Raw genomic sequence first — 25,358 nt, forward strand, 5'->3', positions numbered from 1 at the left:
CCTTTCATAGCGTCCGGGACAGCCTAAACCGGCGTCGACTCCTTCACGTCCGGTTCGGCCAGCGGGTCCACGCTCCCGTGCCGCAGCGACAGCAGCCCGCCCACCACGAGCGTGATCACCACACCGCACAGCGTGTACCAGGGCCACGCCAGCGCCACGGTGTTCCCGGAAGCCTTGCTGAAGTCGACACCGATCAGGCTGCCGTCCGGTTTGTTGAACTTGACGCCCAGGATGATGAACGCCATCACGATCACCGTCGACACGAACGCCGCGATCGCGTCCGCCTGCCTGGCCCGCTTGAACAGCAGCCCCAGGAGGAACGCGCCGAGCAGCGCGCCGTAGGTGTAGCCGGTGATGCCGAGCGCCTGCACCACGATCGGGTCGGCCGAGGTCTTGTTGGAGGAGGCGAAGAAACCCGCGCACAGGATCAGCGCGCCCGCCCAGACGATCGTCCAGATCCGGCCGTGCTTCAGCCGGTCGGCTTCCGGAAGCTCCCGGCCGATCACCCGTTCGTAGACGTCGGTCACCGTGGACGAGGCCAGCGCGCCGAGCGACGAACTCAGTGCGGCGGCGAGGATTCCGGCGATCACGAACCCGGACAGGCCGCTCGGCAGGTCGTTCACGATGAAGTTCGCGAACAGTTCGTCCTTGTTGGCCAGCCCCAAGCCTTCCGGCTTCGGCTTCGTCGGGGCGAGACCGTTGTACAGCGCCCACAGCAGCACGCCGATGAACAGGAACAGCGCGAACTGCAGGAACACCACGAAACCACTGGCCACCAAGGCTTTCCGGGCGGCACGCAGATCGTTGGTCGCCTGGAGGCGCTGCACGATCAGCTGATCCGAACCGTGCGAGGCCATCGAGAGCACCGCACCACCGATCAACGCGGTGAAGAACGCGTACTGGCCGGTGAGCATGTTCGAGGAGAAGTCGAAGATCTGGAACTTGTTGGCGTCGACGGCCTTGCCGAACCAGCCGTCGGGCAGCCTGCCGGAGATCGCCCAGATCACCACGACCGCGCCGAGGACGTACCAGAGCATCTGGATCGCGTCGACCCAGACGACCGCGCGGACCCCGCCGAAGAAGCTGTAGAGCACCATCGCGATGCCGAGGCCGATCACGATGGTCCAGTACGAGACGTTCAGGCCGTAGGCCGCCATCACCACCTTGATCGGGATCGCGGTGGCGAACAGCCGGATGCCGTCGGCCAGCGTGCGGGTGAGCAGGAACGTCACCGACGCGGTGCCCTGCAGGCCGCCGCCGAAGCGTTTCCCGAGGAAGGCGTAGGCGGTGACCAGGTTGCCGGCCACGTAGCGCGGCAACAGCACCATCGACACCACGATCCGGCCCGCGATGTACCCGATCGCCAGTGCCAGGTACGTCATCCCGCCGTCGCCGGGGGTGGCGATGTAGGCCACCGTCGGCACGGAAAGCACGGTGAGGGTGGACGTCTCCGCGGAGACCACCGAAAGGCAGGCCACCCACCAGGAGATCTTGCCTTCGCCGACGAAGTAGTCGGAGCCGGATTTCTGTTTGCCGCCGATCCAGACGCCCAGCAAGGGCATGCCGACCAGAAAAAGCCCGATGATCGCGAGGTCAAGTGCGCGCATCCGTATCTCCTATCGCTCGCCGGTCTTCGCCGCTACCCGTAGCCGGGTCACGGTTGAGCTGTGCGGGGCGGGAAGCCGCAGGGGGCCCGCGCCCGGGGTGATGCTGCCGAGCAGCCGGTCGCCGCGGGCACCGGTCGCCGACGGGAGGTTCCCCGGGACGCCGGACCACGTCAGCCAGCCGAGCAGAATGGTCAGGTATGCCTCTTTGCCCGCGCGGGGCAGCCCGTGGTCGTCGCTGGTCTTCAGCGCCGTACCCGGCAGGTTCCTGGCGAGCGCGGCCATCAGCGCGGGGTTGTCGGCGCCGCCGCCGGAGACGATCACCGTGGCGATGGAGTGGCGGCGGCATTCCGCGGCGATCGTCACCGCGGTCAGTTCGGTCAGCGTCGCCAGGAGGTCTTCCGCGCCGATCGGCGGAAGCCCGTCGAGCGCCGCGTCGAGATATGTGCCGTGGAACAGTTCCTTGCCGGTGGACTTCGGCGGCGCGGCCGCGTAGTAGGGATCGAGCAGGAGTTTCGCCAGCAGGTCGGGCCGCACGTTTCCGCGCAGGGCGAGCGCTCCGTCGAGGTCGGCCCGCAGCCCGGTGACGCGGTGCGCGGCGATGTCCATCAACGCGTTGCCGGGGCCGGTGTCGTAGGCGAGCACGGCACCGTTCGCGGGGACCACGGTGATGTTCGCGATCCCGCCGATGTTCAGCGCCGCGACCGGGCCGGAAGCGGCCGTTTCCCGTAGCCACAACGCGTCCAGCGTGCTGGCCAGCGGGGCGCCGTGCCCGCCGGCGGCGACGTCGCGGACACGCAGATCGGCCACCACCGGCAGTCCGGTGCGTTCGGCGATCCACGCCGGGTTCCCCAGTTGCAGCGTGCCCCGCGCGATGCCGTTTTCGACCCAGTGGAACACCGTCTGGCCCAGCGAGGCGACGACGTCCGCCTCGCCACCGGCCAGCTCGTCGACCCCGCGCGCGGCCGCCTCGGCGAAGGCCTGGCCCACCAGGGTGTCGAGTTTCGTGAGCTGTTCGGCGTCGCAGGGATTCGGTGGCAGGGCGGCGAGCAAGGCCTCGCGGAGCTCTTCGGGATAAGGGACTTCGAGCTGGCCGAGCGGGGAGAGCACCACGGTGTCCCCCTCGGCGCGCAGTTCGGCGGCCGCCACGTCGATCCCGTCGATGGACGTGCCGGAGATGAGCCCGATCACCCGGACCCCAGTGCCGGAAGAAACCGTCATTCGGAGTGGTTTATCCGTCGTTCCGGAGAGCGCGCAAGCCGGACCGTTTCTTCTTGTCCGAAATGAGTCCTATCCAGTGGGTGTTTGACAAGATCGGCTTGCTTCCCGTGGGGTGTCTGAGCGCGACGGGGTGCGGATGCGAGGATGGCGCCGTGTCGAGTACCCCCTGGTTCTGGATCGTTGTCGTTGCCGTCGTGGTCCTGGTCGCCGTACTGGTGGCCGGGCTGCTCATCGCGCGCCGCCGCCGGATCAGCCTGGACGAGTCCAAGGCTGCCGACGTCGTCGAGAAGCCGAAGGGCGGCGGTTATACCGCGACAGGCGGGATCGCTCTCGCCCCCGGTGGCGAGAAGACGGAGGAAGAACCGGAACACCCGGTCGAGGATCGCCCGGAGACCGACGGCCAGCCCACCGTCGGGGATGACGCGGCGGTGCCGAGGGATTCCGCGCAGCGCACGGTGCGGGACGTCGAACTTCCCGAACCGGCCGAGGAAACGGTGCCCGAGCCCGCTCCCGCCGAGGAGATCGCCCCGGCCACGGGCCGCTTGGAGCGGCTGCGCGGCAGGCTGGGCAAGTCCCGTTCGGTGTTCGGGCAGAGCCTGCTCGGCCTGCTGGGCGCCGGTGACCTGGACGAGGACTCCTGGCAGGACGTCGAGGACACGCTGCTCATGGCGGACCTGGGTGCCGCGACGACCACCGAAATCGTCGAGCGCCTTCGTGACGAGCTGAAGCGACGCGCGGTGCGGACCTCCGAGGACGCGCGCGCGGTGCTGCAGGAGGTGCTGACCTCCGCCCTGTCGACCGACGCGGTCCGGGCCGTCCGTGCGCTGCCGCACACCGTCGACGGGGTGAAACAGCCCGCCGTGGTGCTGGTCGCCGGGGTCAACGGCACCGGCAAGACCACCACCACCGGCAAACTCGCCCGCGTGCTCGTCGTGCAGGGGAGCACCGTGATGCTCGGCGCGGCCGACACCTTCCGCGCCGCCGCGGCGGACCAGCTCCAGACCTGGGCCGAGCGGGTCGGCGCGGAGGTCGTGCGCGGCAAGGAAGGCGCGGACCCGGCGGCGGTCGCCTTCGACGCCGTCAAACGCGGCACCGAGGTGGGCGTGGACGCGGTCCTGATCGACACGGCAGGCCGTCTGCACACCAAGACCGGCCTGATGGACGAGCTGGGCAAGGTCAAGCGAGTCGTCGAGAAGCAGGCCAAGGTCGACGAGGTGCTGCTGGTGCTCGACGCCACCACCGGGCAGAACGGGCTGATGCAGGCTCGCGTGTTCTCGGAGGTCATCGACGTCACCGGCATCGTGCTGACGAAGCTGGACGGCACCGCGAAGGGCGGCATCGTCTTCCAGGTGCAGCGCGAACTCGGGGTGCCGGTCAAGCTGGTCGGCCTCGGTGAGGGGCCGGACGATCTGGCGCCGTTCGAGCCGAGCGCGTTCGTCGAAGCCCTGCTCAGCAATTAGCGGACTGCAATGAAAGGCCCCTTCATTGCAAATTTTGCAATGAAGGGGCCTTTCATATCACTCGTCAGGCCGTGACAGGGACGTTCTCGTCGGGCGAAACCGGCGCGGTCTTCTTGTCCCGCATCACCAGGAACGCCAGCACCGCCGCGGCCAGCACGCCCACCGCGCTCACCAGGAACGTCGTCGACATCGCCGAGGTGAACGACTCGCGGGCCGCGGTGATGAGGCCGCTGTCGCCGGTCGCGAAGGCGTCACCGATCGAAAGCCGCGCCTTCGCCGGGGCGGACTCCGGCATGTTCGAGGTGAACAGGCCCGACACGACGCTGCCCAGGATCGCGATGCCGAGCGCGGCGCCCAGCTGCTGGATGGTGTCGTTGAGCGCGGAGCCGACACCGGCCTGCTCCTCCGGGACCTCGCCCATCAGCGCCGCGATCGCCGCCGGCATCGCCAGCCCGCCGCCGGCGCCGAGCAGGAACAGCGCGATCGCCGGCAGCAGAAAGCCCTCGTTCGCCGACATCGTCGCGAGCAGTCCGAAGCCGCCGGCCATCACGATCATCCCGCCGGTGGCCAGTGCGCGGTTGCCGATCTTCTGGCCCAGCGTGGCACCGAGGGCGTTGGACAGCAGCGACGCGATGGCCATCGGGATGAACGCGAGACCCGCTTCGGTCGGCGTGTAGCCGAGCACGAACTGCAGGTACTGCGTCAGGAGCAGCAGTAGCCCGCCGTTGCCGATCTGCACCAGCGTGAGCGACAGGCTGCCGCCGCTGAAGTTGCGCTTGCGGAACAGCTTGAGCGGGACCATCGGCGACGGCGTGTGCCGCTCCCACACCACGAAGCCGGTCAGGCTCACCACCGCGATCGCCAGCGGGATCAGCGTCCCGGCCTCGGTGATGCCGTGCTTGGGCAGTTCGATGATCGTCCAGACGAGTGCGACCATGCCGGTCGCGGACAGGATCGCGCCGAGCGGGTCCGGCTTTTGCCACGGGCCCTTGGATTCCGGCATCAGGGTCAGCGCGGCGATCACGGCGATGACGACGATCGGCACGTTGATCAGGAACACCGCGCCCCACCAGAACCACGCGATCAGCACACCGCCCAGCACCGGGCCGCCGATGAGGCCGATCATCGCGACCGCGCTCCAGGCCGCCATCGCCTTGCGGCGTTCTTCGTCGTCGAACACGGTGATCAGGATCGACAGGGTGCTCGGCATGATCAGTGCGCCGCCGACGCCCATCACCGCACGGGACACGATCAGTTCGAGCGGATCGGCGGCGAACGCGGCGACGAGTGAGGCCACTCCGAACAGGAGGAGGCCGATGAGCATCACCTTCCGGCGCCCGAACCGGTCTCCGAGACTTCCCGACGTGAGCAGCAGGCCGGCGAACACGAGGATGTAGGAGTCCAGGATCCATTGCGTGTCCTGGGCGCTGGCCCCGAGATCCTCGGCCAGCGGCGGGATGGCGACCGTCAGCACCATGTTGTCGACGACCAGCACGAGCGTGCTCAGGCACAGCACGATCAGGATCCACCAACGGCGTGGATCGCGGACGGGTTCGTTCATCGGGATACCCCCAGAAGTGTGTGCGTACGTTGTTCGGCTGATGCGCACACTGTACGCATAACGAAACGACGTACGCAAGGGGGTACTTCGTGCGCTAAGGTGGGGGCATGTCGATCGAGGAGCAGCCGATCCAGTCGGTATGGACCCGTCCACGCCGCAAGCGGGATCAACCGGCGTTGAGCCAGGCGCAGATCGTGGCCGAGGCCGTCCGGCTTCTGGACGTCGAAGGTGTCAACGCGCTGAGCATGCGCAGGCTGGGCACCGCGCTGAACGCGGGCGCGACGTCGCTCTACCGGCACATGGCGAACCGTGACGAGCTGATCGAACTGGTCGTCGACGAGGTCTACGGCGAGATCACCGTGCCGGACGGCGACGATCCGGCGCGGTGGCGTGAAGCGGCCGTCGTGGGAGCCGAAAGCGTCCGCGCGATGATCCTGCGGCACCCGTGGGTGGCTTCACTGCTCGGCTCGGTCGGCCTGTCGTACCTCGGGCCGAACGTCATGCGGCTCAACGAGCGGCTGATCGGTGTTTTCGTGGCCGCGGGATTCCCCGGCGACGAGGCGGATCAGGCGATCAGCGCGGTCATCTCCTATGTCATCGGCATGGGAACGACCGAGGCGGCCTGGCTCACGACGGTCGCCAAGAGCGGCCAGAGCGAACGTGACTGGGCGGAGCGGCTGCGTCCCGCCGTCGAGGAGGCGGTGGAGGGGCATCCGCATCAGCGGGAAATGCTCGCCAGGGCCGTCGCCGAAACCGATCCGGTCCGGCTTCGCGACGAGAAGTTCCGCTACGGGCTGGACAGGATGCTCGACGGCTTGGAGGCCAGGCTCAGACGGTGACCCCGTCCTTCGAAAGGGTCGAACCGAGCGAGTTCGCGATCCGCTGGACGACGGGTGCGATCCGCTCGACGGCCTCCATCGTGAGCCGCCCCGAGGGCCCGGACACCGAGACCGCCGCCGGCACCGGCGCGCCCGGGACCGCGACGGCCACGCAGCGGACACCCAGCTCCTGCTCCGCTTCGTCGAGTGCGTAACCCTGCTGGGCGATTTTCGCCAGCTCGCGCAGAAGCGCGTCCTGGTCGGTGAAGGTGTGCTCGGTGTAGGAGGGCATGCCCGTCCTGGCGAGCAGCGCCGTGACGTCGTCGGACGGCAGATGCGCCAGCATCGCCTTTCCCACGCCGGTGCCGTGTGGCAGGAGACGCCGTCCGACCTCGGTGAACATCCGCATCGAGTGCTTCGAGGGCACCTGGGCGACGTAGACGACCTCGTCGCGCTCCAGGACGGCGAGGTTCGCGGTCTCGCCGACCTCGTCGACCAGCTCCGCGAGCAGCGGCCGTGCCCACGAGCCGAACTGCATACTGGCGTTCTCACCCAGCCGGATGAGGCGGGCGCCCAGCGCGTACCGGCGGTTGGTGTTCTGCCGGACGTAGCCCAGATCCACCAGCGTCCTGATCAGCCGGTGGATGGTCGGCATCGGCAACCCGGACAGGGTCGCCAGCTCCGAAAGGCTGGCCTCCCCGCCGGTGTCCGCGAGATGCTCGAGGAGCTCGAAGGCCCGCTGAAGGGACTGGACGCCGCCATCACGCCCGTTCTTCTCCGCTGCCACCGTGGTACTCCTTACGTCGGCGTTGATGTTCCGCTATGCAGAAACTATAGTCCGTCATGTAAAACCGTAGGGACGTTTTGCTTTGGGAATGTCACTGTTTATCCGAACTCGGGGTGTTGCTCATGTCTGAAGCTCAGGTGCTCGGCGATCCGGTCGAGCGCGGGGACGAAATCCTCACGCCGGAGGCCCTCGCCTTCCTCGCCGGCCTGCACGAGGCCTTCGCCGCCCGCCGCGACGAGCTGCTGCAGGCCAGGAGCAAGCGCCGCGAGGAGGCCAGGACCACCGGCAAACTCGACTTCCTGCCCGAGACCAAGGAGATTCGCGAGGGCGACTGGAAGGTCGCCGAGGCCCCGCCCGCGTTGCGCGACCGCCGCGTCGAGATCACCGGTCCGACCGACCGCAAGATGACCATCAACGCGCTGAACTCCGGCGCCAAGGTCTGGCTCGCCGACCTCGAGGACGCCAACACGCCGCACTGGGCGAACGTCGTCTCCGGCCAGGTCAACCTCTACGACGCGGTCCGCGAGACCATCACGCTGGAAAGCGGCGGCAAGAGCTACGCGCTGAAGGATGACGTCGAGCACGCGACCATCGTCGTCCGCCCGCGCGGCTGGCACCTCGACGAACGTGGCCTGTCCTTCGGCGGGCGCCAGGCCGTCGGCGCGCTGGTCGACTTCGGCCTGCACTTCTTCCACAACGCGCAGGAACTGCTCGACCGCGGCAAGGGCCCGTACTTCTACTTGCCGAAGATGGAAAGCCACCTCGAAGCCCGGCTCTGGAACGACGTCTTCACCCATTCGGAGAAGGCACTCGGCATCTCCCACGGCACCGTCCGCGCGACCGTGCTGATCGAGACCATCCCGGCCGCGTTCGAGATGGAGGAGATCCTCTACGAACTGCGCGAGCACGCCTCCGGCCTCAACGCCGGCCGCTGGGACTACCTGTTCAGCGTCATCAAGTACTTCCGTGACGCGGGGGAGAAGTTCGTCCTGCCGGACCGCAACTCGGTCACCATGACCGCGCCGTTCATGCGCGCGTACACCGAACTGCTGGTGCGCACCTGCCACAAGCGCGGCGCGTTCGCGATCGGCGGCATGGCCGCGTTCATCCCGAACCGCAAGGACCCGGAAGTCACCGCCGCGGCGCTCGACAAGGTCCGTGCCGACAAGAGCCGTGAAGCGGGCGACGGCTTCGACGGTTCCTGGGTCGCGCACCCCGGCATGGTGGACATCTGCCGCGAGGAGTTCGACAAGGTCCTCGGCGACAAGCCGAACCAGCTCGACCGCACCCGCGACGAGGTGTCCGTCACCGCCGACCAGTTGCTCGACGCGGCTTCGACGCCGGGCAGCGCCACCGCGGCCGGTCTGCGTGCCGCCGTCGACGTCGGTATCCGCTACATCGCCTCCTGGCTGAGCGGGAACGGCGCGGCGGCCATCCACAACCTGATGGAGGACGCGGCCACCGCGGAGATCTCGCGTTCGCAGGTGTGGCAGTGGGTGCGCAACGGCACGCAGCTCGACACGGGCGACAAGGTCACCGAGGAGCTGGTGCGCGGCGTGCTGGCCGAGGTCCGCGGCGAACTGGCCGCCGAGATCAAGCCGGAGCTGCTGGAACCCGCCGTCGAGCTGTTCGAGCAGGTCGCGCTCGCCGACGAGTTCCCGGACTTCCTGACCCTGCCCGCCTACGAACGGATCAAGTAGACAGATGGGGAACGGGCGGCTCACCGAGGACGTCTACACCGCCGCTGACGCGCGCCTCGCCGAGGCCGACGCGCGCGTCGTGGCCAAATATCCCGGTGAGCCGCCCGGCCGCCAGCCCGTGCACACCGTGTATGTGCCCGCGTCGCAGTACAAGACGCGGCTCGTGGCGGACTGGGGCAAGCAGGCCTTGCGGGTTTTCGGCGAGCACGCCGACCGGCTCGGACTGGACGCGGACATCGCCGACCGGGTCCGGACCAAACTGCTGACCGAGCCGATCGAGGATCTGCGGATCGACTTCGAGGACGGTCTCGGCGGGCCAGGCGACGACGAAGAAGACGCCATCGCGCTTGCCGCCGGGCGGACGCTCGCCGTCACGGGCGGCACACCGTTCGTCGGCATCCGGTTCAAGAGCTTCGAACAGACGACCCGCCGTCGCGGTATCCGCACGCTCGATCTCTTCCTGGCCGGTTTGCTGGAGAGCGGTCCGCTGCCGGACGGTTTCGTCGTCACACTGCCGAAGGTGACCGCGGTCGAACAGGTCGAAGTCGCGGCGGATGTCCTGGAGCGCCTCGAATCCGCGTACGGGCTGCCCGAGGGCGCACTGCGGTTCGAAGTCCAGATCGAGACCGCTCAGTCCATTGTGGACATCGATGGGACGGTGGCCGTGCCGCGGATCATCGAAGCCGCGCGCGGCCGGTGTTCGGGCCTGCACTACGGAACCTACGACTACAGCGCCGGGCTCGGGATCAGCGCCGAGTACCAGAGCATGGAACATCCGGCCGCCGACTTCGCCAAGCAGCTCATGCAGGTTTCGGCCGCGGGCACCGGCGTCCGGCTTTCCGACGGCTCGACGAACAAGCTGCCCGTCGGCGACGCGATCCTCCCGGCCTGGCGTGAACATCTGCGGCTGGTGCGGCGCTCGCTGGAGCGAGGTTTCTACCAGGGCTGGGATCTGCACCCGCATCAGCTGCCGACCCGGTTCGCCGCCACGTACGCCTTCTTCCGCGAGGGTTTTCCCGCCGCGCTGGGCCGGTTGCGGGACTACGCGGACCAGACCGGCCGCGGGGTGCTGGACGAGCCGGCGACCGCGCAGGCCTTGGCGAACTTCTTGGTGCGCGGGCTGGATTGCGGAGCCGTGGACGTGAAGGAGCTTTCGTTCTCCCGGGCGGAGTTGGACGCCTACGCGCGGCGAATTTCGTGAGCAGCGGCTGAGTGAGCGCCTTTCGTGGCAGGCGCTCACTCAGCCGCTACTCCGCCCTGCCCGCCTCAGTCCGTCGGCAGCGGGCCGGGTTTTCCCCGGCGGTGCACGGACCTCGCGACGAGCGCCAGCATGGCGAGCTGGCCCGCGATCGTCCCGGCCGTCACTCCCGCCGGGAAGGTGGCCGGAACCACCTGCAGCGTCAGCGCCGGGCCGAGAACGGCTCCGAGTACCACCAGCGTGTCGAGGATCGTGGTGAGCAGCCGGTGTGTCTGGCTCGCGGGCACCGCCGCTTCCGCCGACAACTGCGACGTCTCGATCCTGACGCGGGCGAGCTGGGTCGGTGTTCCTGCCCAACTCGCCATCTCTTCGGACGTCGTGTTGTCCACGCCGTCGATTTCGGCACCCATGCGTCGTGCCCTTTCTTGCCCAGTCAGGCGAGCCCGGGTTGGCGCGTCAAGCTGGGGACCACTGGGGGACAGCCGATTCTCGGCTGCCGGGACCGGACGAACCCCCAGCTCGCGGTTGTCCGGTCCTCTTTCCCCTTCGGGCGCCTCACACGTGAAGGCCGTGGCCGCACCTTCGATGGTGGTACCCGCCGCATGGAGACGGGCCTGCGTGAGGTTGTTCTCTACCGCGATGCTGGCCTGAGAACTGTAGCGCCGATCACAGTGCGTCCGCAACCACTTCACACATGATCGCTACTGAAAGTGTGGTGAATGTGCAAGTTCTGTGCCACGATGCTGTGTGCGGCCTTTCGGTCGCAGGGAAGGGAGCGGGTATGCCATCGGTCGAGGAGACCGCGACCGGCCGCCCCGCGGTGGTCGATCGCGTCAACGTCGCGCTGATCGCCGAGGCGGTCGACGCGCTGGGCAAACTGCAGGAGCGCACCGGGTTGAAGAAGGTCGATCTGGTCAACCGCGCGCTGCTGATCTACGAGTTCGTCGACGCGGAACTCCGCGCCGGCAAACAGGTCGTGCTGCGGGATCCGGACGGACAGGATCAACTGGTCAAGATCTTTCTTTGATCTCCGTGATAGGTGGCGAGAACCTCGTCGAGTGAGCCGCGCGCGTGGATGCGGCCCTCGTCCATCCAAAGGGCCGTGGAGCACAGTTCCCGCAGCAGTTCGTCGGAGTGTGAAGCGAACACCAGCACGCCGGAGCGGCGGGCGAGATCGACCAGGCGTTCGCGGGCCTTGGCGAGGAACGCGGCGTCGATCGCGCCGAGCCCCTCGTCGAGGATGAGGATCTCCGGGTCGATGGTGGTCACCACGCCGAGCGCGAGCCGCACCCGCATGCCGGCCGAGTAGGTGCGCAAGGGCAGGTGCAGGTAGTCACCGAGTTCGGTGAACTCCGCGATGTCGTCGACACGTTTCGCCATCTGCTTGCGGCTCATACCGAGGAACAGGCCCCGGATCAGGATGTTCTCGTGGCCGGAGACCTCGGGATCCAGCCCCACGCCGAGGTCGAATACCGGCGCGATCCGTCCGGTGACCAGTGTGGTGCCCCTGGTCGGCTCGTAGATGCCGGACAGCAGCCGCAGGAGCGTGGACTTCCCGGCGCCGTTGTGCCCGACGAGGCCGACGCGGTCGCCCTCGCTGAGGGACAGGGAGATGTCCCGCAGCGCCTCGATGATCGGGACCTTCGCGTCGGTGCCGATCTTGCCACCGACCTTGCCGAGAACCTGTTTCTTCAGTGACCGGGTTTTGGCGTCGAAGATCGGGAAATCGACGTAGGCACCCCGTACCTCGATGCTCACCACGGGCGGCCTCCTCGCTCTCGCTAGATGCGAACGGAAGTTACCATTCGCATCTGACTGCGGTAACGTGCGGCCGGTGAGTCAATCCGTCGATCAAGGCTTCCGGCCGCCGCAGCAGGCCCGCAGCCGGGAGTCACTGCAGAAGGTGCTGGCCGCGGCCGAGCATGTTCTGGCAGGCCAGGGCTTCGAGGAGTTCACCGTTGGGGCGGTCGCCGAGCAGGCGGGAATGTCGGTGGGCGCGATCTATCGCCGGTTCGCCGGCAAGAATCAGCTGCTGTACGCCGTGAAAGACCAGCTGCTCGGCCAGTTGGAGACCGGAGTCAACGAAGCGCTTCGCTCCGCGGAGTCCGGCTTGAGCGGGGTCGTCGGCGCGTTCACGCACGCTTTGGCAGGGACCTTCGCCCGTCACGACCGGATCTTCTCCGAACTGCTCGACAACCAGCGCGCCGAAGGCCGCGATCGCGGCCTCCAGGCGCTGGACACGATCCAGCGCGATTTCGTGGCGGCTGCCCGGCCGTGCTTCGGGGAGATCCGCCGGGCGGACGGGGAACGGGCGATCCGGATGGCGAGCAGGACCATCATCGGATCCTGTGTGCACCGGGCGGCCAGCGGCCGATACTGGTCCGACGGCCTCGGCTGGGACGGTTGGGCGAGCGAGACGACCGAGATGGCGTTGGCCTATCTGGGTTCTGGCTCCTCGCGATGAAGCGGATTCCGCTCGGTGGCCATCGGGGTTTCATCGTGGCCACCGGCTGTGGCTTCGGTGTCGTTCGGGTCGTGTAGGTGCGGACGGTCGCGGTGAGCTTGTGGCTCGCTCGTCCGTTGGTTTCGCGTGACTCGCTTGGGCCCCTTATGGCCTCAGGATCAAGCGCGAGCACATCGTGGCAGGTAGTGAAGGGCTCCTTGCTTACTCTCAGGGTAGGGAAGGAGCCCTTCACGGAGCGGGCATGCCGAGGGGCCCGTCGCCGGTGTGGCTGGCGGGCTCCTCGGGGCTCAGACGTGATGCAGGGTGTTACGGCGGGGATGTCGGAGCGGATCCCGGTATTGGGGCGGAATGAATTCCGGTAACCCGTCGGCCGCCATGCGGACTTCCCAGTCGCCGTGATGAATCAGCCGGTGGTGGAAACCGCACAGCAGCACCAGATTCCGAAGATCCGTCGGGCCACCGTCTGCCCAATGGTGAATGTGATGGGCGTGGCAATTCTTCGGCTTCCGATGACACCCGGGGAAGGCGCAGCCACCGTCACGAATGTTGAGTGCGCGGCGTTGGCCTGGTGTGACGAAGCGTCTGAGCCGTCCCACGTCGAGGGGTTCCCCGGCGGCGCTCATCACGACCGGCAGCATGAGGCAGTCGCAGGCGGCGAGGCGGGCTTCGCGGGCGGTCATCGTCCCGACGAAGTCGAGACATGCGGTCCCGAGACCCGACTTCAACTCCTCGAGTCCGATCGTGACATTCACCAAGGTGCGATACCCGCTGGTGCCGGGTTGGTCGGGGCAGGCGATGGCGAGGTCGAGGATGTCGACCCAGGCATCTCCCATGCGCTCACACTTCATCCGCAGATCCGCTTGGCCGAACTCGTCCGCCGGGCGGGGTTGGGCATAGGCCTCGAGTGCGGCGGCGGTGCGGGCACCGGTCTCGTCATCGAGGAGACCGGTCAGCTTCCAGAACCCGTCCTTCCGCCGCTCCAGCGTGATCTCCCGGCGCGGCTCCTTCGGCTCCGGGTCTTTGGGTTCGTTGCCGTCGGGGTCCAGCAAGGCGAGGAGGTTCTGTTCGGCGTCCGTGAGCTGCCGGGGACCGGCGTCGCGGGCGAGAGTCGCGAGGATCTTCTCGGCATTGACGCGGTCCTCAACAGGCGTCTCAGCCGGGAGCTTCTTCAAGAACTCCAGAATCTGATCGACCCGCTCATCCCCGACCAACCCCTCCGCCGCCACCGCAGCAGTAGTAGGTGCGACAGCGGGAACTTCGGTTCCATCCAAAGCTCGGGTCGGATTCAACGCGAGCGCCCGGTTCACCACAGGCTGAGCCTCGCCACGCGACAACCCCGCCACATCGGCGAACCAGGCGGCCGTCGACCCATACCCATACAAGTCTTTAACGCCCCGAGACTCGACCTCCGCCAAGTACTGCCCCAACCCGGCGGTAGCCATCCGAATCACCCGCAAAGACTGCTGCACACCATGCGCAAGCTCCAGCTTGCCAGCACGCCACAACTCCTGCGGCAACTCAGGAAGGAAAGTCTCGGACACCCCTCCATAATACCCAAAACAACCGAACACGTGTTCGTAATTTTAAGCAACCAGTCAAACCGAACGCACAACACCGATGGGTGAATCGGTCGCCGACCTGGATCACCTTGAGCGAGGTGCCCAAGACCCCCCTCGCAGTTAGTCGACTAATTGCGGGTCCTCAAGCGACCGCATAACGCTGGCAAGGTACGGGCAAGCAATCAACCGAACCGAACGCACAACTCCGAAGGGTGAATCGCCTAGACTGGGACGCCCGAAACCCCTCGCAATTAGTCGACTAATTGCGAGCGACTCAAGCAGTCAACCGAACCGAGTGCGCAGCGCCTATGGGTGCTCGGCCCCCGACCGGGACCACCTTGAGCGAGGTGCTCAAACCCCCTCGCAATTAGTCGACTAAATGCGGAACCGTCTTCACGTAACGCCGGCAAGGCACCAAAACCAGACCCTCCGGACCGGCGACCCGATTGTCGAACTCCCCATCGTCAACCCACCCGCACCGTTCGTAGAACCGCCGCGCCCGCGCGTTCCCCGGCGCCACCGCGAGCCAAGCGCGTGAATGCCCGCCTTCGCTCACCAGCCGTTCGGCTTCCGTGAGCAGCACCCCGGCCACTCCGCTCCCACGATGGTCCGAAGAAACGTAGACCTGTTCCACCTCGTCGCCGACGACCATCACGAAACCCGCCACCTCACCGCTCGCCAAGGCGACCGTTGTGTCGCCGACGCGTTCCGCGGCCCGTTCCCAGAACGACTCGCGGGTGCGGATCCGGACGAGCGATTCGGGCACGTTGCCGAGGTGGCCGTCCTGCCAGCCGTGGTACCAGATCTTCGCGACGGCGTCGGCGTCCGCGGGTGTCGCCGGTCGAAGTGTCAAAGGCATACGCGCAGTTTAGGAAACCAGCGCGCCGATCCGCCGCTCCACTTCCTCCGCACTCGCGTTTCCGGAGACCAGCGTGACGACCCGTTCCCCATCGTCGGCGGGCGAGGCGGCGAGCAGCGTCGGGTATCCGGTGACATCCAATTCCCGCGCCCGCCGGAAATCGTCCGTCGCGGAAACGCGGTCCAGCGCGGCCTCGACGGCGTCCCCGTCCAGGCCTGCCCGCCGCGCGACCACACGATAGGTCGAGACCTCGGACAGGCTCAGCCCGTCGAGGTAGAACGCCTCCTGCAGCAGTGCCGCGAGTCGCACCGCGCGATCCGGCCCGACCTCGCGCAACGCCGCCATCCCGCAGGCGGCGGCCTCGGAGTCCATGACGAATTCGCCGTCCGCGATGAGCCGTTCGTAGCTTTCCCCGAACGGCGCGCCGGTGCGGCGGGTGATCTCGGCGTTGGCTCCCTGGACGTAGCCGAACTGCCGGATCGGGACGCGGTGCCCGCCGAGGAACAGGCCGCCGGACACCACTTCGACCGGCAGGTCCGGATGCCGGTGCGCGACGTCGGCCATGGTGCGGGCGAACCCGTACGACCAGCCGCAGTACGCGTCGAAGACATAGATGAGCTTCATGACGGACCCAACGATGTCTGACTGGTCAGGTATTCCTACCGGAGTTTGGGGAGTGCGTCACGGGCCGAGTGGCTCAGCGTCCGGAGGTCCTGCGCGAACCGCTCGCGGTGGTCGGCGGGCAGCGGGTCGAGGAACAGCCGCTGGATGTTCTCGACGTGCACCCGCGCGGCCCGGACGGTCGTCTCCTCGCCCTGCGCGGTCAGCCGCACGAGTTGCACGCGACGGTCCTGCGGATCGGACGAGCGGACGACGAGGCCGAGAGTGGTCATCCGGTCGACCAACCTGGTCGCGCCACCGGTGGTCAGCACCTGCTCCTGCGCGATCGCGCGCATGCTCATCCCGGCGTCACCCGACCTGCCGACGATCAACAGGACCTCGAACATCAGATGCGAGATCCCGCATTCGGCCTCCAGCGCGCGGCCGAGCAGGTATTCGAGCCGGTTCGCGGCGCCCATCATCCGGCCGAAGGCGACCACGCGCGGGTCGTAGGCGGCTTCTTTCGCCGTGGTGATGCCCATTTCAGCTCCCTGCCGACAAGGCCAAATAGACGTCGAGCTGTTCGGTGAACTCGGTCAGGTCGGTGCCGAGCAGTTCGCTCGCGCGCCCGATCCGGTAGCGCAAGGTGTTGACGTGGACGTGCAGCGCCCGCGCGGCCCGCGTCGGCGAGCCGGAGCATTCGAGATAGACACGCAAGGTGTGCACCAGATCGGTGCCCTGTTCGGCGTCGTAGCTCAGAAGCGGGCCCAGCACCCGCCGCCGCAACGCCGCCCGCAGTTCGTCGGGCGCGCCCGCCAGCAACAGCCGGTGCATACCGATCTCGCCGCCAGGGACGACCTCGATCGTGCCCGGCCGTTCCGCCGCCACGGCCAGCGCATAGCGCGCGACCTCTTTCGCACCCCGCAGCACCGAAACCGGGGAGCGGTCGCTGACACCGATCAGCACCCGGCGGCACGGCAACAAGGACTCCACTCCGGTCAGTGTGTCGGTCACCGTGGCCGGCCAGTCCTCCGGCCATTCACCGTCGTCCTCGGCCAGCGCCCAGGTGGTTTCCCCGGCGGGGCCGACGAGCGCGCCCGGCGGCAGGAGTTCGGTCAGGATGCCGCGTGCCGCTTCGGATCCTTCGGTGCGCGCGACGACGACCCGCAGATCGCCGCGCAGCCCGGTCGCGGTCAGCGCCGCGTGCGGATCGCTTCCCTCGTCCAGCGAGGCGAGCAGCGGTTCGAGCACTCTGTCCGTGACGGCGCGGACCTCGTCCGCTCGCGTGCGTGCGAGCCCGATCAGCCCGGCGAGCTCCTCGGCGATCTCGGCCTGTGAAGCGGTCAGCCTGCCGCCGATCGCGAGCAGCCACGGCAGCGCGTGCCTGCCGCCGACCGGCCGGACGGACATGTCGTCGGCTTCCAGGGAACGTCCGCCCGCGGCGACGAACCGGCACACCAGATCCGACGGGGTGCCGACGGGCACCACCCAGCAGGGCAGGCCGATCTCGCCGCGTGCCCGCTCCAGGAGGGCCTCGACCGACGAGTCTTCCGTCGCCGCTGAAAGCAAACGTTTGCGGGCGCCTTCCGCGGCCGCGGCCAAGGCCAGTACGACGCGTTCGGTGACGACCGAGAACGACAGATCCGTCGGCACCTCCAGCAACGGGATCCCGTGTCGCGTACAGGCTTCGACGAGGTCTTCGGGAATGCCGTCGGAATCCGCCCCCGACGCCGCCAGCGCCGCCGCCCCGGCCTTCGCGAGCGCCGCGACGAACGCCTCGGAATCACCCGGCCCGCGCCACCACAGCAACCCGCTCAGGACGAGTTCGCCCGCCGACACGTACCGCCCTGGATCGGGCAGTTCCGTGACGTAGATCCGGGACACCGGACGGTCGAGCAAAGCCGTCCCGGCGCGTACGCGCAAGCGCAGCCCGGGGAGCGCGAGCAGAGTTTTCACCGTCGTCATCAGGTTTGTAGGAAAGCACAAAACGACCGGCGCGTGCAGGAGAGATTTCATGCTTCGGCACCGTTGCCGCCATACGGGCGCAGGGCGTCTACTGAGTCAGCCGTCACATGTCGCCGCCGAACCGAGGAGCCCGAGAGTGGATTTCCTGCGCCCCAGCTCGCTGACCGAGGCGCTCGCCGTCAAGGCCGAGCGACCCGACGCGGTGCCCATCGCGGGCGGTACGGACGTCATGGTGGAGCTCAACTTCGACCACCGCCGCCCCGGCGCGCTGCTCGATCTCAACCGCGTCACCGAACTCGCCGAATGGACCGAGACCGACGGCAAGATCCGCCTCGGTGCCTCGGTGCCCTACGTCCGGGTGATCGCTGAGCTGGGTGAAGTTCTGCCCGCGCTGGCCATGGCCTCGCGCACCGTCGGCTCGCCGCAGATCCGCAACCGGGGCACCGTCGGCGGCAACCTCGGCGCCGCCTCGCCCGCCGGGGACACGCATCCCGTCCTGCTCGTACTCGGCGCCGAGGTCGAAGCCGCGTCCGTCCGCGGCACCCGGCTGATCCCGGCCGAGGAGTTCTACCTCGGCGTCAAACGCAACGCCCTCGAACCCGACGAGCTGATCACCGCGGTGCACCTGCCCGCCGAGGTCGGTCCGCAGCAGTTCGCCAAGGTCGGGACGCGCAACGCGATGGTCATCGCGGTCTGCTCGTTCGCGCTGGCGCTGCACCTGGACACCCGCGAGATCCGCGCGGCCGTCGGTTCGGCGGCGCCGACCCCGCGGCGCGCGACTACAGCTGAGGAGTACCTCGGCACCGAACTTCCTTGGTCCACCAAGGCGTCTCTTGCGGATTCCGTCAAACGCCGGTTCGGTGAGCTGGTGTCGGAGGCGGCGTCGCCGATCGACGACGTCCGCGGCAGCGCCGACTACCGCAAGCACGCGTTATCCGTCCTGGCGCGGCGAACGCTGACCTGGGCGTGGAACGACTTCCAGAAGGGTGAACGCGAGTGCGCGTGAACGTGACGATCAACGGCGAGTCCCGCCAGGCCGACGACGTCTGGGAGGGCGAAAGCCTGCTCTACGTGCTTCGCGAGCGGCTCGGCCTCCCGGGCTCCAAGAACGCCTGTGAACAGGGCGAATGCGGCTCCTGCACGGTGTACCTCGACGACGTCCCGGTGTGTTCGTGCCTGGTCGCGGCCGGTCAGGTCGAGGGCCGCGACGTCCGCACGGTCGAAGGGCTCGCCGAGGGCGACAAGCTCGATCGGGTCCAGCAGTCCTTTGTGGACGCGGGAGCCGTCCAATGTGGCTTCTGCACCCCCGGCCTCGTGGTGGCCGCGCACGATCTGCTCAACCGCGTCGAAAACCCCGCCGACGAAGAGATTCGCGAGGCGCTGGCGGGGAACCTCTGCAGGTGTACCGGATACGAGAAGATCCTCGACGCCGTCCGGTTGGCCGCGACCAGGGGAGAGACCACGTGAAGACCGTCATCGAGAACGCCGCGATCGCCACCGTCGACGGCGCGGCCACCGAGCACGCCTCGGGCCACGTCGTCATCGAGAACGACCGGATCGCGGCGGTCGGCGCGGGGAAGGCGCCCGACGGCGAGTACGACGAACGCGTCGACGGCTCCGGCTGCCTGGTCACGCCCGGCCTGATCAACACCCACCACCACCTCTACCAGTGGGCCACGCGTGGCCTCGCCGCCGATCACACGCTGTTCGAGTGGCTGGTCGCGCTGTACCCGGTCTGGGGCAGGCTGGACGCCGGGATCACGCACGCGGCGGCCACCGCCGGGCTCACCCGGCTCGCGACCACCGGCTGCACCACGGTCGCCGACCACCACTACGTCTTCCCGCGTGACGGCGGCGACCAGGTCGAAGCGCTCGCCGCCGCCCGGATCCGCGTCGGCGTGCGGCTGCACGTCGTGCGTGGGTCGATGGACCGGGGCGAGTCCCAGGGCGGGCTGCCGCCGGACAACCTCGTCGAGGAGACCGAGGCCGCGCTGCTCGGCACCGAGGCCGCGATCGAGCGGTTCCACGACGACTCCGCCGACGCGCATCTGCAGATCGCGGCGGGCCCGTGCTCGCCGTTCTCGGTGAGCGAGCGGCTGATGACCGGTGCGGCGGAGTTGGCGCGCCGCAAGGGAGTCCGGCTCCACACGCACCTCGCCGAGACGGTCGACGAGGAGAAGCAGTGCCTCGCCGAAGTCGGCTGCACCCCGGCCGAGTACGTCGACAAACTCGGTTGGCTCGCCGACGACGTCTGGCTCGCGCACTCGATCCATCTCGCCCCGGAGGCGATCCGGCGGATGGGCGCCACCGGGACCGGCGCGGCGCATTGCCCGACGTCCAACGGGCGGCTCGGCGCCGGGATCGCCTCGGTGCGGCAACTGCTCGACGCCGGGGTGCCGGTCGGGCTCGGCGCCGACGGCGCCGCGTCCAACGAATCCGGTGGCCTCGGCGAGGAACTGCACCAGGCGCTGTTGCAGGCGCGGCAGCGCGGCGGACCGCGCGGGCTGACCACGCGGGAAGCGCTGTGGATGGGCACGATGGGCGGCGCGCGCTGCCTCGGCCGCCAGAATGACCTGGGATCGATCGAGGTGGGCAAGCTCGCCGACCTCGCGGTCTGGAACCTGAACGGCCTGAACTACGCCGGGATCACCGACCCGGTCGCCGCCCTGGTGCTCGGCACGACCCCGCCGGTCGAGCGGCTCTACGTCGGCGGCGCGGCCGTCGTCGACGGCGGAACGCTGCGCGAGGAATCCGAAGACGAGATCGCCCGTGAGCTGGCCGTGGCCAGCGCGCGGCTGAGGGAGACGGTATGACCACCACTGAAGTCTCCAAGCAGACCACCGGCAACGGGGTGGGGACGAGCCCGCAGCGGCCCGACGGCACGGTCAAGGTCCGCGGCGAATTCGCCTACTCCTCGGATCTGTGGCACGAGGACATGCTGTGGGGCGCGACGTTGCGCAGCCCGCATCCCTACGCGCGGATCACCGGCATCGACATCACCGAAGCCCTTGCGGTGCAAGGGGTGTACGCGGTGCTGACCCATGAAGACGTGCCGGGCGTGAACAAGTACGGTCTGGAGCACGCGGATCAGCCGGTGCTCGCCGTCGACGTCGTGCGCTACCAGGGCGAGCCTGTCGCGCTCGTCGCTGCCGACCACCCCGAGACCGCGCGCCGGGCGATGAAACGGATCAAGGTCTCCTACGAGGTCCTCGAACCGGTGACGGATTCCGAGAAGGCCGCCGCCGGCGAAGGCGCCGAACTGCATCCCGGCGGAAACGTCGTGCGCCACGTGAAGATCCGGCACGGCGACCAGTCGGTGAAGGCCGACGTCGTGGTGTCCGGGGTCTACGAGGTCGGTATGCAGGACCAGGCCTTCCTCGGGCCGGAGTCGGGTATGGCGATCCCGGACACCGAAGGCGGTGTCGACCTTTATGTCGCCACGCAGTGGCTTCACGTCGACCAGCAGCAGATCGTCGCCGCGCTCGGTCTGCCCAAGGACAAGGTGCGGCTGACGCTGGGCGGGGTCGGCGGCGCGTTCGGCGGCCGCGAGGATCTCTCGATCCAGGTCCACGCGTGTCTGCTGGCACTGCACACCGGCAAGCCGGTGAAGATGGTCTACAACCGCGAGGAATCCTTCTACGGTCACGTGCACCGCCACCCGGCGAAGATGTACTACGAGCACGGGGCCGACAAGGACGGCCGCCTCGTCTATGTCAAGGCGAAGCTGTACTTGGACGGCGGCGCGTACGCCTCGTCCACCGGCGCGGTGGTCGCGAACGCCGCCACCCTCGGCGTCGGACCGTACAATGTGGACAGTGCTTCGGTCGACTGTTGGGGCGTGTACACCAATAACCCACCCTGTGGCGCGATGCGCGGTTTCGGCGCGGTGCAGGCGGGCTTCGCCTACGAGTCTCAAATGGACAAGCTCGCCGAGGCGTGCGGAATCGACCCAGTCGACATTCGTATCCGCAACGCGATGGCCGAAGGCAGCGTCATGCCCACCGGCCAGATCGTCGACTCGGCGGCTCCGGTCGCCGAACTGCTGGAACGCCTGCGCGCCAAGCCGTTGCCCGTCGTGCACGAAGAACTGGACCTGCGCCGCATGCCCGGCGGCGTCTCCAACACCACGCACGGCGAAGGCGTCATCCGCGGTGTCGGATACGCGGTCGGCATCAAGAACATCTGTTTCTCCGAGGGTTTCGACGACTACTCGACCGCCCGCGTGCGGCTGCAACTCGTCGGCGGCGAACCCGCGGCGACCGTGCACACCGCCGCCTGCGAGGTCGGCCAGGGCCTGGTCACGATCATGCAGCAGATCGTGCGGACCGAACTCGGCATCGACCAGGTGACGATCCTGCCGATGGACACCAGTATCGGCAACGGCGGTTCGACGTCGGCTTCGCGGCAGAGTTACGTCACCGGTGGCGCCGTCCAGGCCGCGTGCGTCGCGGTGCGTTCGGGGCTGCACAAGCACCTGGCGGGCAAACTCGCCGCGGACGGGAAGCTGAGCGTCGTCGCGAACAAGGTCGTCTCCGCCGACGGCAGCGTGCTCGCGGACCTCGCCGACGTCCTCGGCGACGAGGTCTTCGACGAGACCGTGGAATGGCGTCACCGGCCGACGGTGCCCATCGATCCCGAGACAGGGCAAGGAAACGCGCACGTCCAGTACGGCTTCGCGGCACACCGCGCGGTCGTGGACGTCGACACCGAACTCGGGCTGATCAAGGTCGTCGCGCTCGACTGCGCGCAGGACGTCGGCAAGGCGCTCAACCCGCAGGCGGTGCTCGGCCAGATCCAGGGCGGCTCCGCGCAGGGGCTCGGGCTCGCGGTGATGGAGGAGATCCAGACCGACGGCGGGAAGATCCGCAACCCGTCGTTCACCGACTACCTGATCCCGACCGTGCTGGACATGCCGCCGATGGACATCGACGTCCTGGAACGGCCCGACCCCAATGCGCCGTATGGTCTGCGCGGGGTCGGGGAACCGCCGACGATCTCGTCCACCCCGGCGATCGTCGCGGCCATCCGCGCGGCCACCGGGCTCGCGCTGCCCCGTGTCCCGGTGCGCCCGGAGCACCTCACCGGCACCTGACATCCGTACTTTTCCGAGCTAGGAGCACATCCGTGGGTACCCGTCTGTCCATTTCGGAGTCCGCCGAGCAGAAATGGCTCACCGAAGCCGTCCAGCTGGCCACCGTGAACGTCGAGCGCGGCGGCGGCCCGTTCGGCGCGATGATCGTCCGGGACGGTTCGGTGCTGGCCACCGGGACCAACCAGGTGACCCCGACGCTGGACCCGACGGCGCACGCCGAGGTGGTCGCGATCCGCGCGGCCTGCCAGGCGATCGGTGACCACAAACTCGACGGCTGCGTCCTCGTGACCTCCTGCGAACCCTGCCCGCTCTGTCTGTCCGCCGCGCTCTGGGCGCGTGTCGGCAAGGTCGTCTACGCCGCGGACCGCCACGACGCGGCCGAGGCGGGCTTCGACGACCGCGAGTTCTACGACCTCTTTTCCCGCCCGCGCGAGACCTGGTCACTACCCGTCGGCCAACTATCCCTTCCGGACTCTTTCGCGCCCTTCCAGGCCTGGCTGTCGAAACCCGACAAGAAGGCTTACTGATCCAGGTGAACCCGTAGTCGGCTGGTTCGGCCGCCCACAACTGCTCCGCCGACCGTTGGCTTACTGAGATCCTCTTCCCGCCCCACAACGTTGTGGAGTAGGCATGACCCAATTAGGTACCGAGCGTCCCCACCTGCCCTCGCCCGAGCCGGGGCGGCTGTCCGGGCTCGACCGCTGGTTCAAGATCTCCCACCGCGGCAGCACGTTCGGCCGCGAGGTGCGCGGCGGGATCACCACATTCGTCGCGATGTGCTACATCGTGCTGCTCAACCCGCTCATCCTCGGCGCGTCGGCCGACATCACCGGCGCCCGGCTGAGCACCGAGGCCATCACCACCGCGACCGCGCTGGCCGCGGGGGTCACCACGATCCTGATGGGACTGGTCGGCAACGCGCCGCTGGCGCTCGCGGCCGGTCTCGGCGTCAACGGCGTCGTCGCCTTCCAGATGGCGCCCGCCATGACGTGGGCGCAGGCCTTCGGGCTCGTCGTCCTCGAAGGCTTCTGCATCGTGTTGATGGCCGTTTCCGGCATCCGGGAGCGGATCATCAACGCGATCCCGATGGCGCTCAAGGTCGCGATCACCGTCGGCATCGGCCTCTACATCGCGCTGGTCGGCCTGGTCAGCGCGGGATTCGTGACCAGGACACCGGATTCGGCGCAGTCGACGGTGCCGGTGCGGATGGGGATCGCCGGCCATCTCGAAGGCTGGCCGATCGCGATCTTCTGTCTCGGGCTGCTGCTGATGATCGTGCTCGTGAGCCGCGGCGTGCCGGGTGCGGTGCTGATCAGCATCGCGGTCGCGACCGGGCTCGCCGTGCTGGTCAACAGCGTCTTCCATGTCGAAGGCTGGGGGCTGGTCGAACCCAAGGTGCCCGACCAGGTCGTGGCGCATCCCGACTTCAGCCTGCTGGGCGACATCGATCTCTTCGGCGGGTTCGGGTCGGCGGGCGCGGTGACGGCGGCGGTGTTCCTGTTCACGCTGGTGTTGTCCGGGTTCTTCGACGCGATGGGCACGATCACTTCCGTCTCGGAGGAGGCGGGACTGGTCAAGAACGGCAAGGTCGAGGGGATGGGCCGGATCCTGCTGGTCGACGGCGCCGGCGCGCTGGCGGGCGGGGTCACCGGGTCGGCGCCGAACACCGTGTTCCTCGAATCGGCGGCAGGCGTCGGCGAAGGCGCGCGGACCGGGTTGGCGAGCATCGTCACCGGTGGGCTGTTCACCGCGACGCTGTTCCTGACGCCGATCGCGGCCATCGTCCCGGCACAGGCCGCGGCGCCCGCGCTGGTCGTCATCGGCGGGATGATGATGGCGCAATGCGCGCGGATCCCTTGGCGGGACCTGGATTTCGCCATCCCGGTGTTCTTGACCATCGCGCTGATCCCGTTCACCTACTCGATCACCAACGGGATCGGTGCCGGGCTGGTCGCCTACGTGCTGATCAAGATCTGCAAGGGCAAGATCCGCGAGATCGGCTGGATCCTCGGGATCCTGGCCGCGGTGTTCGGGGTGTACTTCGGGATCGAAGGGATCATGTCGTGGTTCTGATGTTCCTCAACGGTGGCGGGATGCGCGGCGGACCGCTGCACGAGCAGTTGCGGGGCGCGCCTTTGTGCTGCGTGGCCCGATCCGCGCCCAAGTACCACTACTACTCCGTGGGCGACCGCTTCCCGGCGATGCACGAGGGCGGCTCCGCGTCCGTCGTGGGCGAAGTCTACGACCTGCCGCTCACGGTGCTGCGGGACCACCTCGTCCCGGCCGAACCACCGGAACTGGAGCTGGGCGTCATCGAACTGGAGGACGGCGCGGCCTGCCTCGCCACCGTCCTGCGTTCGTCCTTTGTGGACTCGCCGGAACTGACGGACATCTCCTCCGTCGGTGACTGGCGGGCTTACCTCGCGTCCCGCTAGTGGTCCGTGAAGGCCTCCTTGAGGGACCCAGGGTC

24 protein-coding genes are annotated in these 25,358 nt (G+C 68.4%); 13 read left to right on the top strand and 11 right to left on the bottom strand.

What is annotated here, in order from left to right:
- Positions 1-23: 23 nt before the first annotated feature.
- Complete coding sequence (locus ACLJQ7_RS38075; protein ID WP_410653042.1) at positions 24-1,607, bottom strand: sodium:solute symporter; 1,584 nt, start codon at positions 1,605-1,607, stop codon at positions 24-26.
- A 9-nt stretch (positions 1,608-1,616) separates the two neighbouring features.
- On the bottom strand, positions 1,617-2,825 hold the full coding sequence (locus ACLJQ7_RS38080) for an anhydro-N-acetylmuramic acid kinase (RefSeq protein WP_410653043.1): 1,209 nt from the start codon (positions 2,823-2,825) through the stop codon (positions 1,617-1,619).
- Between the two features lie 152 nt (positions 2,826-2,977).
- On the opposite strand from ACLJQ7_RS38080, the gene ftsY reads away from it, so the two are divergent.
- Positions 2,978-4,285: a signal recognition particle-docking protein FtsY gene (ftsY, locus tag ACLJQ7_RS38085; RefSeq protein ID WP_410653044.1), complete on the top strand. Its 1,308-nt coding sequence runs from the start codon at positions 2,978-2,980 to the stop codon at positions 4,283-4,285.
- A 64-nt stretch (positions 4,286-4,349) separates the two neighbouring features.
- Here ftsY and ACLJQ7_RS38090 read toward each other — a convergent pair whose 3' ends face one another.
- A complete protein-coding gene (locus tag ACLJQ7_RS38090; protein WP_410653045.1) occupies positions 4,350-5,846 on the bottom strand; it encodes an MFS transporter in 1,497 nt (498 codons plus the stop codon).
- 107 nt (positions 5,847-5,953) lie between these two features.
- Between ACLJQ7_RS38090 and ACLJQ7_RS38095 the strand changes: the two genes are divergently transcribed.
- Positions 5,954-6,685, top strand: a complete 732-nt coding sequence (locus tag ACLJQ7_RS38095) for a TetR/AcrR family transcriptional regulator (protein ID WP_410653046.1) — start codon at positions 5,954-5,956, stop codon at positions 6,683-6,685.
- Here ACLJQ7_RS38095 and ACLJQ7_RS38100 read toward each other — a convergent pair.
- The gene (locus ACLJQ7_RS38100) at positions 6,675-7,451 is read right to left on the bottom strand and encodes an IclR family transcriptional regulator (protein ID WP_126733446.1); all 777 of its coding nucleotides are present in this window, start codon (positions 7,449-7,451) and stop codon (positions 6,675-6,677) included. The two genes, ACLJQ7_RS38095 and ACLJQ7_RS38100, sit on opposite strands and share 11 nt — an antisense overlap.
- Positions 7,452-7,573: 122 nt before the next feature.
- On the opposite strand from ACLJQ7_RS38100, the gene aceB reads away from it, so the two are divergent.
- On the top strand, positions 7,574-9,151 hold the full coding sequence (gene aceB / locus ACLJQ7_RS38105; RefSeq protein WP_410653047.1) for a malate synthase A: 1,578 nt from the start codon (positions 7,574-7,576) through the stop codon (positions 9,149-9,151).
- A gap of 4 nt (positions 9,152-9,155) precedes the next feature.
- Positions 9,156-10,352 carry a DUF6986 family protein gene (locus ACLJQ7_RS38110; protein WP_410653048.1) on the top strand — a complete coding sequence of 399 codons (1,197 nt, stop codon included), beginning with the start codon at positions 9,156-9,158 and terminating at the stop codon, positions 10,350-10,352.
- A 65-nt stretch (positions 10,353-10,417) separates the two neighbouring features.
- Here the strand turns inward: ACLJQ7_RS38110 and ACLJQ7_RS38115 are convergent, their stop codons facing one another.
- On the bottom strand, positions 10,418-10,759 hold the full coding sequence (locus ACLJQ7_RS38115; RefSeq protein WP_410653049.1) for a hypothetical protein: 342 nt from the start codon (positions 10,757-10,759) through the stop codon (positions 10,418-10,420).
- Positions 10,760-11,130: 371 nt separating this feature from the next.
- Between ACLJQ7_RS38115 and ACLJQ7_RS38120 the strand changes: the two genes are divergently transcribed.
- Complete coding sequence (locus tag ACLJQ7_RS38120; RefSeq protein ID WP_101609689.1) at positions 11,131-11,376, top strand: hypothetical protein; 246 nt, start codon at positions 11,131-11,133, stop codon at positions 11,374-11,376.
- Here ACLJQ7_RS38120 and ACLJQ7_RS38125 read toward each other — a convergent pair.
- Positions 11,352-12,110 carry an ABC transporter ATP-binding protein gene (locus ACLJQ7_RS38125; RefSeq protein ID WP_410653050.1) on the bottom strand — a complete coding sequence of 253 codons (759 nt, stop codon included), beginning with the start codon at positions 12,108-12,110 and terminating at the stop codon, positions 11,352-11,354. The genes ACLJQ7_RS38120 and ACLJQ7_RS38125 overlap by 25 nt on opposite strands.
- Before the next feature lie 73 nt (positions 12,111-12,183).
- Between ACLJQ7_RS38125 and ACLJQ7_RS38130 the strand changes: the two genes are divergently transcribed.
- The gene (locus tag ACLJQ7_RS38130) at positions 12,184-12,813 is read left to right on the top strand and encodes a TetR/AcrR family transcriptional regulator (protein ID WP_410653051.1); all 630 of its coding nucleotides are present in this window, start codon (positions 12,184-12,186) and stop codon (positions 12,811-12,813) included.
- A 287-nt stretch (positions 12,814-13,100) separates the two neighbouring features.
- Here the strand turns inward: ACLJQ7_RS38130 and ACLJQ7_RS38135 are convergent, their stop codons facing one another.
- From ACLJQ7_RS38135 to ACLJQ7_RS38155, 5 genes are all read right to left on the bottom strand, one after another.
- Complete coding sequence (locus ACLJQ7_RS38135) at positions 13,101-14,354, bottom strand: DUF222 domain-containing protein (RefSeq protein ID WP_410653052.1); 1,254 nt, start codon at positions 14,352-14,354, stop codon at positions 13,101-13,103.
- Between the two features lie 385 nt (positions 14,355-14,739).
- The gene (locus ACLJQ7_RS38140; protein ID WP_410653053.1) at positions 14,740-15,231 is read right to left on the bottom strand and encodes a GNAT family N-acetyltransferase; all 492 of its coding nucleotides are present in this window, start codon (positions 15,229-15,231) and stop codon (positions 14,740-14,742) included.
- A gap of 9 nt (positions 15,232-15,240) precedes the next feature.
- Positions 15,241-15,855, bottom strand: coding sequence for a DsbA family protein (locus tag ACLJQ7_RS38145; RefSeq protein WP_410653054.1), 615 nt, complete (start codon positions 15,853-15,855; stop codon positions 15,241-15,243).
- Positions 15,856-15,890: 35 nt separating this feature from the next.
- Positions 15,891-16,373, bottom strand: a complete 483-nt coding sequence (locus tag ACLJQ7_RS38150; protein WP_219149757.1) for a MarR family winged helix-turn-helix transcriptional regulator — start codon at positions 16,371-16,373, stop codon at positions 15,891-15,893.
- A gap of 1 nt (position 16,374) precedes the next feature.
- On the bottom strand, positions 16,375-17,796 hold the full coding sequence (locus ACLJQ7_RS38155; RefSeq protein ID WP_410653056.1) for a PucR family transcriptional regulator: 1,422 nt from the start codon (positions 17,794-17,796) through the stop codon (positions 16,375-16,377).
- 136 nt (positions 17,797-17,932) lie between these two features.
- Here ACLJQ7_RS38155 and ACLJQ7_RS38160 point away from each other — a divergent pair, with 136 nt between their 5' ends.
- From ACLJQ7_RS38160 to ACLJQ7_RS38190, 7 genes are all read left to right on the top strand, one after another.
- Positions 17,933-18,802 (top strand): FAD binding domain-containing protein, encoded by an 870-nt coding sequence (locus ACLJQ7_RS38160; RefSeq protein ID WP_410653057.1) that lies wholly within the window; start codon positions 17,933-17,935, stop codon positions 18,800-18,802.
- Positions 18,793-19,263, top strand: coding sequence for a (2Fe-2S)-binding protein (locus ACLJQ7_RS38165; RefSeq protein WP_410653058.1), 471 nt, complete (start codon positions 18,793-18,795; stop codon positions 19,261-19,263). Before ACLJQ7_RS38160 ends, ACLJQ7_RS38165 begins: the two co-directional genes overlap by 10 nt.
- The gene (locus tag ACLJQ7_RS38170; RefSeq protein WP_410653059.1) at positions 19,260-20,609 is read left to right on the top strand and encodes an 8-oxoguanine deaminase; all 1,350 of its coding nucleotides are present in this window, start codon (positions 19,260-19,262) and stop codon (positions 20,607-20,609) included. The genes ACLJQ7_RS38165 and ACLJQ7_RS38170 overlap by 4 nt, the downstream gene beginning before the upstream one ends.
- Positions 20,606-22,888 carry a xanthine dehydrogenase subunit D gene (pucD, locus tag ACLJQ7_RS38175; protein WP_410653060.1) on the top strand — a complete coding sequence of 761 codons (2,283 nt, stop codon included), beginning with the start codon at positions 20,606-20,608 and terminating at the stop codon, positions 22,886-22,888. Before ACLJQ7_RS38170 ends, pucD begins: the two co-directional genes overlap by 4 nt.
- A gap of 32 nt (positions 22,889-22,920) precedes the next feature.
- A complete protein-coding gene (locus ACLJQ7_RS38180; RefSeq protein ID WP_410653061.1) occupies positions 22,921-23,415 on the top strand; it encodes a nucleoside deaminase in 495 nt (164 codons plus the stop codon).
- 103 nt (positions 23,416-23,518) lie between these two features.
- A complete protein-coding gene (locus ACLJQ7_RS38185; protein ID WP_410653062.1) occupies positions 23,519-24,961 on the top strand; it encodes an NCS2 family permease in 1,443 nt (480 codons plus the stop codon).
- Entirely contained in the window at positions 24,952-25,323 is a 372-nt protein-coding gene (locus tag ACLJQ7_RS38190) for a gamma-glutamylcyclotransferase (protein WP_410653063.1), read from the top strand. The genes ACLJQ7_RS38185 and ACLJQ7_RS38190 overlap by 10 nt, the downstream gene beginning before the upstream one ends.
- Positions 25,324-25,358: the final 35 nt, after the last annotated feature.

The sequence above is a fragment of the Amycolatopsis sp. cmx-4-54 genome, from assembly GCF_046548895.1.
Lineage (GTDB): Bacteria > Actinomycetota > Actinomycetes > Mycobacteriales > Pseudonocardiaceae > Amycolatopsis.